A 14788-nucleotide genomic window follows, 5' to 3' on the forward strand; every position below is an offset into this window, starting at 1 on the left:
TAAGCCTTACGGCTTTTTCAATCAGGCGTTTTTCAGCACTTCACTGACAATCTCTACCGCTTCTTTCTCGATTTGCTGACGATGTTCAGCGCCAAGGAAGCTTTCACAGTAAATTTTGTAGGCATCTTCAGTACCGGAAGGACGCGCCGCAAACCAGCCGTTTTCAGTCATCACTTTCAGACCGCCAATCGACGCGCCGTTACCCGGTGCCGCCGTCAGACGTGCAGTGATAGGATCGCCTGCCAGCGTGCTGGCACTGACCATTTCAGGAGACAGTTTGGACAAGGCCGCTTTCTGTGCAGAAGTCGCGCTTGCCTGCAGACGGTTATAGCTCGGCGCACCAAAGCGTGCCGCCAGGTCATTGTAGTGCTCCTGCGGGTTCTTACCGGTTACTGCGGTAATCTCTGCCGCCAGCAGACACATAATGATGCCGTCTTTATCCGTTGACCATGGAGTGCCGTCGAAACGCAGGAATGAAGCCCCAGCGCTCTCTTCGCCACCAAAGCCAAAGCTGCCATCGAACAGGCCATCAACGAACCATTTAAAGCCAACCGGCACTTCCACCAGCTTACGACCCAGGTCGTTGACCACGCGGTCAATCATTGCAGAAGAAACCAACGTCTTACCGACCGCGACATCTTTGCCCCACTGTGGACGATGCTGGAACAGATAGTTGATGGCCACCGCCAGATAATGGTTCGGGTTCATCAGGCCAGCTGGCGTCACGATACCGTGGCGGTCGTAGTCAGGGTCATTGGCAAACGCGAGGTCAAATTTATCACGCAGCGCCAGCAGGCCCGCCATTGCGCACTCGGAGGAGCAGTCCATACGGATCGCGCCGTCTTTATCGAGGTGCATGAAGCGGAAGGTCTGGTCAACGTGATCGTTAACAATAGTCAGATTCAGGTTGTAGTGCTTAGCGATACGCTTCCAGTATTCAATACCGGAGCCGCCCAGCGGATCTACACCCAGCGTCAGACCCGCTTTCTGGATAGCTGCCATATCGACGATATCCGCAAGCCCTTCAATAAACGGCTGAACCAGATCCTGTTCGATAACATGACCTGAAGCCAGCGCCGCCGCGTAAGAGATGCGCTTCACGCCGTTAAGATCGGCGGCCAACAGTGCGTTCGCGCGATCTTCAACCACTTTGGTGACGTTGGTATCAGCCGGGCCACCGTTTGGTGGGTTGTACTTGATACCGCCATCATCCGGCGGGTTGTGGGATGGCGTAATCACAATCCCATCGGCCAGCGGGCCGCCTTTTTTGTTGTGTACCAGGATAGCGTTAGAAACCGCCGGCGTCGGCGTAAAGCCATTGTCTTCCTGTACAATGACATCAACCCCATTGGCTGCCAACACTTCGAGAACGGAGATAAACGCAGGCTCTGAGAGCGCGTGAGTATCTTTTCCGACGTAGCATGGGCCCGTAATTCCATTTTTCGCGCGCTCTTCAGCGATTGCCTGAGCAATGGCCAAAATATGCTTTTCGTTGAAGCTGTGACGACCTGCGCTCCCACGGTGACCGGATGTACCGAATTTCACCGCATGTTCCGCATTGCCCACATCCGGCTGCAGCACGTAGTACTGAGACGTCAGTTGAGCAACATTGATCAAATCACTTTGCTGTGCAGGCTGACCCGCACGGGTATGGTTTGCCATTGCCTGGTCCTTCTTATGCAAGGGTTGGATTTTCAGTATGAAATGGTACCGCAAACCTTTTCAATCAGCTCCACCGGGAACTGCATTGACTGCATGATGTGTTCGACCATGCTGCATTTACGGCCTGTATTCGTGTTGGTAATGACCCAGTATGGCGTTTCCGGAACCTGTTTAGGCTTCGTCTGGTTACCGTTTTTCAGCAGCGTCTGCTCATCGGCAGCAAAATAGACGCGGGTACGACCATGCAGCGACTCGGTGGCTTCAGCGAAGGCTTTACCGTCCAGTGAGTACAGCGTGGTGAGAATCAGCATAAAGCGGTTAACTGCTTTTTTCTGCTCGGCATATTCGTCAGAGAGCAGCAGCTCGCGCATGGCACGGACTTTGTCTTTGGTCGTTTTAACCGTTTTAACTTCAGCCGCGGGGGTAGCAGCCGGCGCAGGAGTAGGTTCTGCTTTGACGACCGGTGCCGCGGCAACAGCGGGCTGTGAAGCGGCGCTGAATTTCAGCATACGCCGTAAAATGTCGGACGCGCTCTCGCCAATGTGCAGAGTGTGAGCCGCAATATAGCGATAGAGCTCGTCATCAACTTCGATCGTTTTCATCTTAATCCGGTGCGATAATTTTTCTGAATACAATTCGTTGGGATTATAAAGTCAAAACCCAACAGCGGGTAGCGCCAAAACAGGAACACGGCAAAATTCGGATGAGTTCCTTACTTGCCCCTGAGCGTTAGAATGTCCAACATGATACCCTAACCCGACAACGCGAAAAAAAGAACTTTGCTATGAAATTGAATGTCCGAGCGCAATCTGCACAAAACCTGCACAATAATTCCCCCATCGTTCTGGTCCACGGTCTGTTTGGCAGCCTAGATAATCTTGGCATCTTGGCGCGCGACCTCGTCGTGGATCACGATATTATCCAAGTTGATATGCGTAACCACGGGCTGTCGCCTCGTTCAGACCAAATGAACTACCCGGCGATGGCTCAGGATCTGCTCGATACTCTCGACGCCAATAACATCGAAAAAGCCACGCTCATCGGTCACTCAATGGGCGGCAAAGCGGTGATGGCATTTACCGCGTTGGCTCCAGAACGCATCGACCGTCTAGTGGCGATTGATATTGCTCCTGTGAACTATCAGGTTCGTCGTCACGATGAGATTTTTGCTGCCATTAACGCCGTGACATCTGCAGGCGTGGCAACTCGCCAGCAGGCCGCCACGGTGATGCGTGATTATCTGAAGGAAGAAGGCGTGATTCAGTTTCTGCTGAAATCATTTGTCGACGGCGCATGGCGCTTTAACGTACCGGTACTGTGGGAACAATATCCGCACATTGTCGGCTGGGAGACGATTCCCGCGTGGGATCATCCTGCCCTCTTTATTCCCGGCGGCAATTCGCCGTACGTTACCGAAGCCTATCGCGACGATCTTTTAGCCCAGTTCCCACAAGCCAAGGCGCACGTTATTGCCGGCGCGGGCCATTGGGTTCACGCCGAAAAACCGGACGCGGTGCTACGCGCTATCCGCCGCTACCTTGCAGAGTGATTAAAAATGCACCGACTGCGCGCCAGAATGGCCGCGGTCGTTGGCGTGCGGGTTCCACTGATGTATGATTGCGCGCTGTCTGCGCCGGGTACTGCCCGGTAGCTTGTTTTCCCCGAAGTCACTCAGAATCATGGCAAAAGAACAAACGGACCGTACGACACTAGATTTGTTCGCAAATGAGCGTCGCCCGGGAAGACCAAAAACCAATCCGCTTTCGCGTGACGAGCAGCTCCGCATCAATAAGCGCAACCAGCTAAAACGCGACAAGGTTCGTGGGCTCAAGCGTGTTGAACTGAAGCTGAATCATGAAGCCGTTGATGCGCTCAACGAGCTGGCGACTGCCCGTGATATGAGCCGTAGCGAACTCATCGAAGAGATGTTGATGAATCAGCTCGCGCTGCTGCACGGACAGGGGAAAGTCTGAAAAATCCCCCCAAAACACGCTTTCATGTAGCAGAGTGTGCAGTACGGCACGATTGCTGTTTCCGCACTTAGACCTGTTCTGCTATGATTGCCCTTATCTGTGGGCATTAAGCCACCACCATATCATTAAGTTTCAAGAGGTTATTTTACTCATGGCAATCGTTGGCATCTTCTTCGGTAGCGATACCGGAAACACCGAAAATATCGCAAAAATGATTCAAAAACAGCTTGGTAAAGATGTCGCTGATGTTCATGACATCGCCAAGAGCAGCAAAGAGGATCTGGAAGCGTTCGATATCCTGCTGCTGGGCATTCCAACGTGGTACTACGGTGAAGCACAGTGCGACTGGGATGATTTCTTCCCAACGCTGGAAGAAGTTGATTTCAACGGCAAGCTGGTTGCGTTGTTCGGCTGTGGCGACCAGGAAGACTATGCAGAATATTTCTGTGATGCCCTGGGTACCATCCGTGACATTATTGAACCTCATGGCGCAACCATCGTCGGCCACTGGCCAACCGCCGGCTATCATTTTGAAGCGTCTAAGGGCCTTGCCGATGACGATCACTTCGTGGGCCTAGCCATTGACGAAGATCGCCAACCAGAGTTGACCGCAGAACGCGTTGAGAAATGGGTTAAGCAGGTTGCCGAAGAACTGCACTTGGATGAGATCAAAAACGCCTAATTGCGATAATGAGGTGTAATTATTGAATTGCACCTCATTAATAGGTAAAAGCAATTAAAATAATAGCTACATTTTTTTAACTTTTTATCGCATACCTGTACAATATCATCAGATTTGGCGCAGGTTCATCGCCCAGTTTGTCGATGATGCCTCGTTTTTGAAAGCTCAGCTTACCCGGGCCTTGCTGTTTTCATTTTGATAGGGCCATTCTATAATGAGACGCATTAATTCGGGTGCATTCTCTGTGAAACTTTCACTGATGGAAGTTAATCGTAAAGCAACAGGACAGATTCCGCATGACTGACAATAATACCGCATTAAAGAAGGCTGGCCTGAAAGTCACACTTCCACGGTTAAAGATTCTGGAAGTTCTTCAGGAACCTCATAACCACCATGTCAGCGCGGAAGACTTATACAAACGCCTGATCGACATGGGTGAAGAAATCGGTTTAGCCACGGTTTACCGCGTACTTAACCAGTTCGATGATGCTGGCATCGTGACCCGCCATAATTTTGAAGGCGGTAAATCCGTTTTCGAATTAACCCAACAGCATCACCACGATCACCTGATCTGCCTCGACTGCGGTAAAGTTATCGAGTTCAGCGATGATTCTATTGAAGCTCGCCAGCGTGAAATCGCCACTAAACATGGTATTCGCCTAACCAACCACAGCCTGTATCTGTACGGTCACTGTGCTGAAGGCGACTGCCGTGAAGATGAACACGCTCACGACGACGTCGCAAAATAACGACTCGCCGCTCGTCAAAAAGCCAGCCACCGTGTGCTGGTTTTTTTTTACCTTTCTTCAGCTACCCACATAAAAAAACCGCTGCAAGCAGCGGTTTTTTTCGTTCAGCAGACAACGTTACTTGTTCGACGTATTGTTGCTGCGGATCTCTTGCCAGATTTTATCGCATTTGCTTGCGACAGCTTGGTCATTACCCATTTTTCTAGCCTGAATGCACTGCTGGTAGTCCAACACACGCACGCTTTCCTGATTCGCGAACTGCTCGTGCTTCTTCTCTTGCTTCAGCACGTTTAATACGCTCTGGCAGGCCTCGATTTTCTCCGGGCTGCCTTCCGCCGTATTGATACAGGCGCTATAGGCATCTTTCAGTTTGCTATCTTCTTGCGGCGCAGGAGACTGCACACAGGCGCTAAGGCCAGCGGCCATCAGGGCGACAATAATCAATTTTTTCATGCAATGAGCCTCTTAGTGGCGGTAGTGGTTTCCCGCTACCGCCTCATGCATCAGAAAATAGTGAACGGTGCGATGACGATGAATTTCACGTCACGTTCGTCCTGGAAGATGTTGCCGTAACCGCCGCCCCAGCTTGGGATATCGGAGTGGTTGTCGTACTGAGTGAAGTGCAGTTTGAAGAGCGTACCCTTCGCGCGGCCTTCCTGTACGGTGTACATGGCATCAAGGCTATATGCAGATTCTTTGATGGTGTTGTTTTTGTTGTAGAACGCGTCTGGATTCATCTGCCAGGTCGCTGGTTTAGCATCCCATGCATAGACGTAAGACGCGCCCACTGCCCAACCAGGGAGATTCCAGTTTTTCAGGTCATACATGCCGCCGAAGAACACCGCTTTTTCGCCGTTGGCGTTGAAGTCAGAGCGGTTATCCCACCAGATATCCAGACGACCGTTAGAGGAAGCATAGGTTGGCGTCATACGCTGCAGGAAGTAACCCTGCTGGCCTTCAGCTTTAACCCAAGTCCCTTCCAGACGGAAATCGAACACCTCGTTAAGCTTGTAACCAAAGGTCAGTGCTTGCAGCCACGCGGTGCCATCATAAATATCGTTTACGCCGCGGTCGGTGACTTTGTCACGAGTACCGTAGAACTGATAGCTGGTCGTCAATGGGCCGCCAGGAATATCGAATTTGTAGCTCGCTTTGGCGAAGTACTGATCAACATAACCTTCTGCCTGACCAAATGCCGCTTCCAGCACCAGGTCATTTTTGAAATCGTATTTAGCACCGATAGAGTGCAGGTAGTCGACTTTGGTCTTCTTATCGTTCTGATAGAAGTTATCCATCTCCAGGTGCCAAGGCGCTTTGTACTCGTTGGTCCACATGTAGGAGAAGCTCAGAGCACCATTATCGCCGTAATCAAAGTTGGCACCCGCTTCAGCACCCTGATAGGTACCAGGCATGAAGCTCCAGTGTGGTGCCAGCAGGGTTTGACCGGTAGGCTGGATGTAACCTGCGCGAGCCCAAGTTGGACCGAGTTTGAATTTCGCGGCTGCTTTATACAGGCTGATACCGCTCTTATCACCGCTGTAGTCTTCGCTGTAACCCTTGTTTTTAGAAGAGAACGCGATTTCGTTTGGGTGGCCGCTTTCGGCGCTTTCGTTCATTTCAATTGCGGTGAACGCAGCGATATCGATACCGAACATATCGGCAGCATAGCCAGACTGGAAGTCGAGGTTGGCGTTCCAGGTGGAGTGAGACAGGTTGGTTTTATACTTGTCGTGATCGGTCACATCTTTACGGTCACGTTCACGTTGCCAGTAATAGATGCCGCCGGTTAATGATGAGTCGTCAATGAACCCTTCTGCTTTTGCATCCGGCGCCATTGTAAAGCCTGACAGTGCTGTCACACCGGCGATAGCCAGCGCCAGCGTACTACGTTTGCCACTAAACGTACGCATAGTTATATCCTCTTTGACTTTTAAAATGCCGCCGCAAAGCGAAGGCAAAAAATAAAACTTTAAAAAAAATGAACTTCTGGAAAATGATATTTCACTACACCGATAGACTATTTTTCGCGACGCGAATTATCAATCCTTTTCCGCAACAAGAGTGCAGGATTATGACAAAGCGCACATATTTGGTTTCAAGGTGTAACGAGGTGCGTTGTTAGCATCTCAGCGCTCCAACCCTTGTGTGGTCTGGTCTAAATGTTAATGAGACCGTTTACAGCGGAATTTTGAGAGAAGTTACCGGGCGGCATACGGAAATATCAGAGGTAAAATAATTGTATTAATTCGCTACGCGAAACTACAAAACTTAAACGAATGGCGGTGAGATAAAAAAAACGCCGCAAAAGCGGCGTCTTTACACAACAAGGGGCTGCTGTTAGCCAACCCAGGTATCACGTAAACCGACGGTGCGGTTAAATACCAGCTTGTCTGCTGTGCTGTAACGACTGTCGAGACAGAAGTAACCCTCACGCTCGAACTGGTAGGCTTTGCTCGCTTCAGCGGCCTGCAGAGACGGCTCACCGTAGCCTTGGGTGATAATCAGCGACTGAGGATTCATCACTGCCAGGAAGTCTTCTTCGGCACCTGGGTTTGGTACGCTGAACAGACGATCGTACAGACGGATTTCAATTGGCAGCGCGTGTGCGGCGCTAACCCAATGAATAACGCCCTTAACTTTACGGCCATCGGCCGGATCTTTGCTCAGGGTGTCAGCATCGTAGGTACAGAAGATAGTGGTAATATTGCCTTCGGCATCTTTCTCCACGCGCTCTGCTTTCACCACGTAGGCGTTACGCAGACGCACTTCTTTACCCATCACCAAGCGCTTGTACTGCTTGTTCGCTTCTTCACGGAAATCCGCGCGATCGATCCACAGTTCTGCACTGAATGGAACTTCACGGCTACCCATTTCCGGTTTGTTCGGATGGTTAGGCATGGAGACCATTTCGCCCTCGCCCTGCGGATAGTTTTCGATGACCAGCTTAACCGGATCGATAACTGCCATCGCACGCGGCGCGTTCTCGTTCAAATCTTCACGGATACAGGATTCCAGAGAAGCCATCTCAATGGTGTTGTCCTGTTTGGTCACGCCAATACGTTTGCAGAATTCACGGATAGCCGCTGCCGTGTAGCCACGACGGCGCAAACCGGAGATAGTCGGCATACGCGGATCGTCCCAACCTTCAACGTGCTTCTCGGTCACCAGCTGATTCAGCTTGCGCTTGGACATCACGGTGTATTCCAGATTCAGGCGCGAGAATTCGTACTGACGCGGGTGAACGGGAATCGTGATGTTGTCCAGCACCCAGTCGTACAGGCGACGGTTGTCCTGGAACTCCAGAGTACACAGTGAATGCGTAATCCCTTCCAGCGCATCGCTGATGCAGTGGGTGAAGTCGTACATCGGATAGATGCACCACTTGGTGCCGGTCTGGTGGTGATCGGCAAATTTAATACGGTACAGCACGGGATCGCGCATCACGACGAAAGAAGAGGCCATGTCGATTTTGGCACGCAGACAGGCTTTACCTTCTTCGAAACCACCGGCACGCATTTTTTCGAACAGCGCTAGGTTCTCTTCGACGCTGCGATCGCGGAACGGGCTATTTTTACCCGGCGCAGTCAGCGACCCGCGGTATTCGCGGATTTGCTCTGGCGTCAGTTCATCGACATACGCCAGACCTTTATTGATCAGTTCTACCGCATAGGCATGCAGCTGATCGAAGTAATCAGAGGAGTAGCGAACGTTGCCTGACCAGTGAAAACCTAACCACTCGACGTCATTTTTGATGGACTCAACGTATTCGATGTCTTCTTTTACCGGGTTGGTGTCATCGAAACGCAGGTTGCACTGGCCCTGATAGTCTTGCGCAATGCCGAAGTTCAGGCAGATAGATTTCGCATGGCCAATGTGCAGATAGCCATTTGGCTCTGGCGGAAAACGAGTATGCACCGTGTTGTGCTTACCGGTAGCCAGATCTTCGTCAATGATCTGACGAATAAAGTTAGTCGGGCGGGCTTCAGCCTCACTCATCGTAGATTCCTCAAAGCGTAAACAACGTATAACGGCATATGATCTTATAAGCCGGACGGACTGACAACCTTTAGTTACGCAAAAAACGTCTCAAACGAAAAGATTGGGGCAGATTGCTGCAAAAAAAAGCGGCGGAGGAATATCCCCCCGCCGCTCAAAGCATGTAGTCACGTTTACTCAGGAGCGATTACTTGCTTTTAATCTCATACAGTGGCGTTTGACCGGCAACCACATGACCTTCAGCCTTGATAACCAAGCCGCCGAAATCATCGCTATTGCTACAAACAACTGGGCTAATCATTGAGCGTGCGTTGGCGTTCAGGAAGTCCAGATCCATTTCCAGGATTGGCTGACCGGCAACCACTTCTGCACCCTCTTCAACCAGACGCTTGAAGCCTTTACCTTCCAGCACCACGGTATCGATACCCATATGGACAACGATCTCCGCGCCTTTGTCAGTTTCCAAACAGAACGCGTGGTTGGTGTTGAAGATTTTCACGATGGTCCCCGCTGCCGGAGAAACCACGGTTTTATCCGTTGGTTTTACCGCGATGCCGTCGCCCACTGCTTTGCTGGCGAACGCTTCATCAGGAACCTGCTCCAGCGCCACGATGTCGCCGGTAATCGGAGAAACCAGTGTTTCAACGGTCGTCGCGTTAGCCACGGCCTGCGGTTTTACCGCGGCGGTAGATGCGGCTGGAGCGTTGTCGGCGGCCGCTGCGGCAACCGGGCCACGCGCAACCACTTTCTTCATCGCATCGCCGATAGATTCAGCTTTTGCACCCACGATAACCTGGATGGTTTGCTTGTTCAGTTTCACCACGCCAGACGCGCCCAGACGTTTGCACACCGCATCGTTGACCTTCGCAGAGTCAGCAACGGTCAGACGCAGACGAGTGATACAGGCATCAATCGCTTTCAGGTTGTCAGTACCACCTACTGCGGCGATGTAGTTGGTCGCCAGCTGGTTCAAACCTTCTTCGGTGTTGCTGTTTGCTTCTTCAGTGACGACGCTGTCGTCTTTATCTTCGCGGCCCGGTGTTTTCAGGTTAAACATGCGGATAACCACGCTGAACAGCACGAAGTAAATAACGAAGAACACCAGACCCATCACCACCAGCATCCAGACGTTCTTACTTGCTGCCGGCAGGCTGTACATCAACACGTAGTCAATTGCACCTGCGGAGAAGGAGAAGCCTGCGTGGATACCCAGCAGCGTCGCGATGAACAGGCTCACACCGGTCAGAATCGCGTGCAGGAGGTACAGTACCGGCGCCAGGAACATGAACAGGAATTCCAGCGGCTCGGTTACACCGGTCAGGAATGCGGTGACCGCAACGGACAGCAGCATCCCGCCAACCATTGGGCGACGAGCTTTTGGTGCTGCGAAGTACATCGCCAGCGCCGCACCCGGCAGACCAAACATCATGATTGGGAAGAAGCCGGACATGAACATGCCCGCAGTGCCGTCACCCGCGTAGAAGCGGTTGATATCACCGTGGAAGACTGCACCCGCCGCGTTGGTGAACTCACCAATCTGGAACCAGGCGATGGTGTTCAGCACCTGATGCAGACCGGTTGGGATCAGCAGACGGTTAATGAAGCCAAAGATACCGGAGCCCAGCGCGCCAGCACCCACGATCCATTCACCACCTGCATGGATTGCGTTCTGCACCGGCGGCCACACGTAGCCGAAGATGGCAGCCAGCACCAAACAGAAGAAGCCAGTTGCGATTGGTACGAAACGTTTACCGCCGAAGAAGCTCAGGAAGTCAGGCAGTTTGATGCCAGACCAACGGTTGTACGTCGCGCCAGCCACCAGACCGGTAATGATACCCGCCAGGACACCCATGTTAATCGCTGGGTTGATGGTGATCATTGCTTTCGTCAGTACGAAATAACCTACTGCGCCCGCCAGTGCTGCCGCACCCGCGCTGTCTTTCGACCAGCTGGATGCCACACCGATGGCGAAGATTAGCGCCAGGTTATCGAAGATTGATCCACCCGCTTGCGCAATAAATGGAACGTTCAGTAAATCTGGCTGACCAAATCGCAGCAACAGCGCCGCCACTGGCAGCACGGCGATAGGGAGCTGTAACGCCCTACCTAGTCGCTGGAAAAAACCTAAAATATTCATCTTATTCCCCCTACGAGACCCCGATACGGCTCATTTAAGCCATTTTTTTATTTTACAAAAAGCATGACACTGCGATGTCTTGTAAACTGCATTTACAACACTAATGGATGATGAGTGTGTGGAAGTTTAATTCGTATCGCAAATTAAACACGTGTTTTTTGTGACTATTGTCACCAAATATTGTCAACAGCACTCCCTTTCACTGGCTAACTATGAAAACTTATTTTATCATTCGAAAAATCAAAACGGATCGCTCCCTGTCTCTGTAAACAGGTTACTCTTAGAGCATGCATGGAGATGCCTTCCGCCAATTTCTTACATTTTACATTTTGAGGTGAAGAATGAGACTGATTCCTCTCGTTAACGCTGAGCAAGTCGGCAAATGGGCTGCTCGCCACATCGTTAACCGTATCAATGCATTTAAACCCACTGCCGACCGTCCGTTCGTGCTAGGCCTGCCAACCGGCGGTACTCCGCTGGCGACCTATAAAGTGTTAGTTGAAATGCATAAAGCGGGCCAGGTTAGTTTCCAGCACGTTGTGACATTCAACATGGACGAATATGTTGGCTTGGCGAAAGAACATCCGGAAAGCTATCACAGCTTTATGCACCGTAACTTCTTCGATCATATCGATATTCCAGCAGAAAACATCAACCTGCTGAACGGCAATGCGCCGGATGTTGACGCAGAGTGTAAGCGCTACGAAGAGAAAATTCGTTCTTACGGCAAAATCCACCTGTTCATGGGCGGCGTAGGTAACGATGGTCACATCGCCTTTAACGAACCGGCGTCCTCTCTTTCTTCCCGTACCCGTATCAAAACCTTGACGCACGAAACGCGCGTAGCGAACTCCCGTTTCTTTGACGGCGACGTGGCGCAGGTACCAAAATATGCACTGACCGTAGGCGTCGGCACCCTGCTGGATGCTGAAGAAGTGATGATTCTGGTGCAGGGCGCAACCAAAGCGCTGGCGCTGCAGCAGGCGGTTGAAGGTAACGTCAACCATATGTGGACCATTACCTGTCTGCAGCTGCATCCTAAATCACTGATCGTCTGCGATGAACCTTCCACCATGGAGTTGAAGGTGAAGACCCTGAAATATTTCAACGAGCTCGAAGCCGAGAATATCAAAGGTCTGTAATGTCTTACCGTCCCGTGGCTCGCTGCGGGACAAAATTTTTGAATACCGGGGGTCGTAATGTATGCATTAACCCACGGCCGGATTTATACCGGCCACGAAATTCTGGATGACCATGCGATTATCGTCGCCAATGGCCTTATTGAAAGTATTTGCCCACTGGCTGATGTACCAGCGAACGTCGAACAGCGTTCCGTTAATGGCGCCATACTCGCCCCTGGCTTTATCGACGTTCAGCTTAACGGCTGCGGCGGCGTCCAGTTCAACGATACCGCTGAAGCGGTCACCGTTGAAACGCTGGAAATCATGCAGAAAGCCAACGAGAAATCAGGTTGCACTAACTTCCTGCCGACGCTAATCACCACCAGCGATGACCTGATGAAACAGGGCATTCGCGTGATGCGTGAGTATCTGGCAAAGCACCCTAATCAGGCGCTGGGTCTGCACCTTGAAGGCCCATGGCTGAACACTGTGAAAAAAGGGACGCACAACCCAGGTTTCGTGCGTAAACCTGACGCTGCGCTAGTGCAGTTCCTCTGCGATAACGCGGACGTTATCACCAAAGTCACCCTCGCCCCTGAAATGGTTGCACCTGAGGTCATTACTCAGTTGGTCAATGCCGGGATTGTGGTTTCTGCCGGTCACTCCAACGCGACGGCGGAAGAAGCGCGCGTTGGTTTCCGCGCGGGGATATCCTTCGCGACGCACCTGTTTAATGCCATGCCGTATATGTCCGGTCGTGAGCCAGGTCTGACCGGCGCGATTCTCGATGCGAACGAAATTTACTGCGGCATCATCGCCGACGGTCTGCACGTTGACTACATCAATATCCGTAACGCCAAGCGTTTGAAAGGCGATAAGCTGTGCCTGGTGACCGACGCCACCGCACCGGCAGGTGCCAATATTGAGCAGTTCATTTTTGCCGGTAAAACAATATACTACCGCAATGGACTGTGTGTTGACGAAAACGGGACCTTGAGCGGTTCGTCCCTGACCATGATTGAAGGGGTACGTAACCTGGTCAATCACGCGAATATCGCGCTGGACGAAGTGCTGCGCATGGCGACCCTCTACCCAGCTCGCGCTATTGGCGTCGATAAACAGCTGGGCAGCATCGCCGCCGGCAAAGTGGCGAACCTAACCGCGTTCACGCACGATTTTAAAATCATCAAGACCATCGTTAATGGCAACGAGGTCGTTACTAAGTAAGAGAAAGTATGACATCAGGCGGACAAGCTCAAATTGGTAATGTTGACCTCGTAAAACAGTTAAACAGTGCGGCCGTTTACCGCCTGATTGACCAGCATGGGCCAATCTCGCGTATTCAGATTGCCGAACAAAGCCAGCTTGCTCCCGCCAGCGTGACCAAAATCACGCGTCAGCTTATTGAGCGCGGACTGATCAAAGAAGTCGATCAACAGGCCTCCACCGGGGGCCGCCGCGCCATATCTATCATCACTGAAACCCGCAATTTCCACGCTATCAGTGTTCGCCTTGGTCGCCACGACACCACCCTCACTCTGTACGATTTGAGCAGCAAAGCGGTGGCTGAAGAGCATTATCCGCTGCCTGAACGTACGCAGGAGACGCTGGAGCATGCACTGCTCAATACTATTGCCACGTTTATTGAATCGTGCCAGCGTAAAATCCGCGAGCTGATTGCCATCTCCGTGATCCTGCCGGGCCTCGTTGACCCAGAAAGCGGCGTTATCCGCTATATGCCGCATATCCCGGTCGAAAACTGGCGTCTGGTCGAAGCGCTGGAAAAAAGATTTAAAGTGACCTGCTTTGTCGGTCATGACATCCGAAGTCTGGCACTCGCGGAGCACTACTTCGGTGCAAGTCATGACTGCGAAGACTCCATTTTAGTGCGCGTTCACCGTGGCACGGGGGCGGGGATCATCTCCAACGGGCGAATCTTTATCGGTCGTAATGGTAACGTCGGTGAAATTGGCCATATCCAGGTCGACCCGCTCGGCGAGCGCTGCCACTGCGGTAATTTTGGCTGTTTGGAAACCGTCGCCGCCAACGCGGCTATCGAGCAACGCGTCCGTCACCTGCTAGAACAGGGCTATCATAGCCGTCTAACGTTGGATGACTGCCATATCAAAACTATTTGCAAAGCCGCCAATAAAGGCGATCCGCTGGCAACAGAAGTGATTGAGCATGTGGGCCGTCATTTGGGAAAAACCATCGCCATCGCCATTAACCTGTTCAACCCGCAAAAAGTGGTGATTGCCGGCGAAATTATTGAGGCCGATCGCGTGCTGCTCCCCGCTATTGAGGGCTGCATTAATACCCAGGCGCTGAAGGCATTCCGTAAGAATTTGCCGGTGGTTCGATCCACTTTAGACCATCGTTCGGCCATTGGTGCATTTGCGTTGGTCAAACGGGCGATGCTAAACGGTTCGCTATTGCAGCACCTGCTGGAAGGCCATCCGTAAGACGTA

General features: G+C 51.8%; 13 protein-coding genes. 7 read left to right on the plus strand and 6 right to left on the minus strand.

Annotation, left to right across the window (positions count from 1 at the left end):
• Positions 1–21: 21 nt before the first annotated feature.
• Entirely contained in the window at positions 22–1662 is a 1641-nt protein-coding gene (pgm, locus tag AB4K05_RS04640; protein WP_368478837.1) for a phosphoglucomutase (alpha-D-glucose-1,6-bisphosphate-dependent), read from the minus strand.
• 32 nt (positions 1663–1694) lie between these two features.
• Positions 1695–2264 (minus strand): replication initiation negative regulator SeqA, encoded by a 570-nt coding sequence (gene seqA, locus AB4K05_RS04645; RefSeq protein ID WP_368478838.1) that lies wholly within the window; start codon positions 2262–2264, stop codon positions 1695–1697.
• Between the two features lie 182 nt (positions 2265–2446).
• On the opposite strand from seqA, the gene ybfF reads away from it, so the two are divergent.
• The 4 genes from ybfF to fur all read left to right on the plus strand — a co-directional run bounded on the left by ybfF (position 2447) and on the right by fur (position 5066).
• On the plus strand, positions 2447–3211 hold the full coding sequence (gene ybfF, locus AB4K05_RS04650; RefSeq protein ID WP_368478839.1) for an esterase: 765 nt from the start codon (positions 2447–2449) through the stop codon (positions 3209–3211).
• Between the two features lie 130 nt (positions 3212–3341).
• Positions 3342–3635: a LexA regulated protein gene (gene ybfE, locus AB4K05_RS04655; protein WP_368478840.1), complete on the plus strand. Its 294-nt coding sequence runs from the start codon at positions 3342–3344 to the stop codon at positions 3633–3635.
• A gap of 151 nt (positions 3636–3786) precedes the next feature.
• On the plus strand, positions 3787–4317 hold the full coding sequence (gene fldA / locus AB4K05_RS04660; protein ID WP_368478841.1) for a flavodoxin FldA: 531 nt from the start codon (positions 3787–3789) through the stop codon (positions 4315–4317).
• A 296-nt stretch (positions 4318–4613) separates the two neighbouring features.
• Positions 4614–5066 carry a ferric iron uptake transcriptional regulator gene (gene fur, locus AB4K05_RS04665; RefSeq protein WP_368478842.1) on the plus strand — a complete coding sequence of 151 codons (453 nt, stop codon included), beginning with the start codon at positions 4614–4616 and terminating at the stop codon, positions 5064–5066.
• A gap of 117 nt (positions 5067–5183) precedes the next feature.
• On the opposite strand, the gene chiQ is transcribed toward fur, so the two are convergent.
• From chiQ to nagE, 4 genes are all read right to left on the minus strand, one after another.
• Positions 5184–5519, minus strand: a complete 336-nt coding sequence (gene chiQ / locus AB4K05_RS04670; RefSeq protein WP_368478843.1) for a ChiQ/YbfN family lipoprotein — start codon at positions 5517–5519, stop codon at positions 5184–5186.
• A gap of 50 nt (positions 5520–5569) precedes the next feature.
• Positions 5570–6976 carry a chitoporin gene (gene chiP / locus AB4K05_RS04675; protein WP_368478844.1) on the minus strand — a complete coding sequence of 469 codons (1407 nt, stop codon included), beginning with the start codon at positions 6974–6976 and terminating at the stop codon, positions 5570–5572.
• 427 nt (positions 6977–7403) lie between these two features.
• A complete protein-coding gene (gene glnS / locus AB4K05_RS04680) occupies positions 7404–9062 on the minus strand; it encodes a glutamine--tRNA ligase (protein WP_368478845.1) in 1659 nt (552 codons plus the stop codon).
• 187 nt (positions 9063–9249) lie between these two features.
• The gene (gene nagE / locus AB4K05_RS04685) at positions 9250–11199 is read right to left on the minus strand and encodes a PTS N-acetyl glucosamine transporter subunit IIABC (protein ID WP_368478846.1); all 1950 of its coding nucleotides are present in this window, start codon (positions 11197–11199) and stop codon (positions 9250–9252) included.
• Positions 11200–11540: 341 nt separating this feature from the next.
• On the opposite strand from nagE, the gene nagB reads away from it, so the two are divergent.
• From nagB to AB4K05_RS04700, 3 genes are read left to right on the plus strand one after another with little or no spacing between them, the layout of a single operon-like run.
• Positions 11541–12341: a glucosamine-6-phosphate deaminase gene (gene nagB, locus AB4K05_RS04690; protein WP_368478847.1), complete on the plus strand. Its 801-nt coding sequence runs from the start codon at positions 11541–11543 to the stop codon at positions 12339–12341.
• Positions 12342–12398: 57 nt separating this feature from the next.
• Positions 12399–13547, plus strand: coding sequence for an N-acetylglucosamine-6-phosphate deacetylase (gene nagA, locus AB4K05_RS04695; protein ID WP_368478848.1), 1149 nt, complete (start codon positions 12399–12401; stop codon positions 13545–13547).
• 8 nt (positions 13548–13555) lie between these two features.
• Complete coding sequence (locus tag AB4K05_RS04700) at positions 13556–14782, plus strand: N-acetylglucosamine repressor (RefSeq protein WP_368478849.1); 1227 nt, start codon at positions 13556–13558, stop codon at positions 14780–14782.
• The last annotated feature ends 6 nt before the right edge of the window (positions 14783–14788 follow it).

The organism is Kluyvera sp. STS39-E (assembly GCF_040932435.1).
Lineage (GTDB): Bacteria > Pseudomonadota > Gammaproteobacteria > Enterobacterales > Enterobacteriaceae > Kluyvera.

Bases quoted from the DNA above. Each gene is read 5' to 3' on its own strand.
- pgm (WP_368478837.1), bottom strand. From the start codon at position 1,662: ATGGCAAACCATACCCGTGCGGGTCAGCCTGCACAGCAAAGTGATTTG.
- seqA (WP_368478838.1), bottom strand. From the start codon at position 2,264: ATGAAAACGATCGAAGTTGATGACGAGCTCTATCGCTATATTGCGGCT.
- ybfF (WP_368478839.1), top strand. From the start codon at position 2,447: ATGAAATTGAATGTCCGAGCGCAATCTGCACAAAACCTGCACAATAAT.
- ybfE (WP_368478840.1), top strand. From the start codon at position 3,342: ATGGCAAAAGAACAAACGGACCGTACGACACTAGATTTGTTCGCAAAT.
- fldA (WP_368478841.1), top strand. From the start codon at position 3,787: ATGGCAATCGTTGGCATCTTCTTCGGTAGCGATACCGGAAACACCGAA.
- fur (WP_368478842.1), top strand. From the start codon at position 4,614: ATGACTGACAATAATACCGCATTAAAGAAGGCTGGCCTGAAAGTCACA.
- chiQ (WP_368478843.1), bottom strand. From the start codon at position 5,519: ATGAAAAAATTGATTATTGTCGCCCTGATGGCCGCTGGCCTTAGCGCC.
- chiP (WP_368478844.1), bottom strand. From the start codon at position 6,976: ATGCGTACGTTTAGTGGCAAACGTAGTACGCTGGCGCTGGCTATCGCC.
- glnS (WP_368478845.1), bottom strand. From the start codon at position 9,062: ATGAGTGAGGCTGAAGCCCGCCCGACTAACTTTATTCGTCAGATCATT.
- nagE (WP_368478846.1), bottom strand. From the start codon at position 11,199: ATGAATATTTTAGGTTTTTTCCAGCGACTAGGTAGGGCGTTACAGCTC.
- nagB (WP_368478847.1), top strand. From the start codon at position 11,541: ATGAGACTGATTCCTCTCGTTAACGCTGAGCAAGTCGGCAAATGGGCT.
- nagA (WP_368478848.1), top strand. From the start codon at position 12,399: ATGTATGCATTAACCCACGGCCGGATTTATACCGGCCACGAAATTCTG.
- AB4K05_RS04700 (WP_368478849.1), top strand. From the start codon at position 13,556: ATGACATCAGGCGGACAAGCTCAAATTGGTAATGTTGACCTCGTAAAA.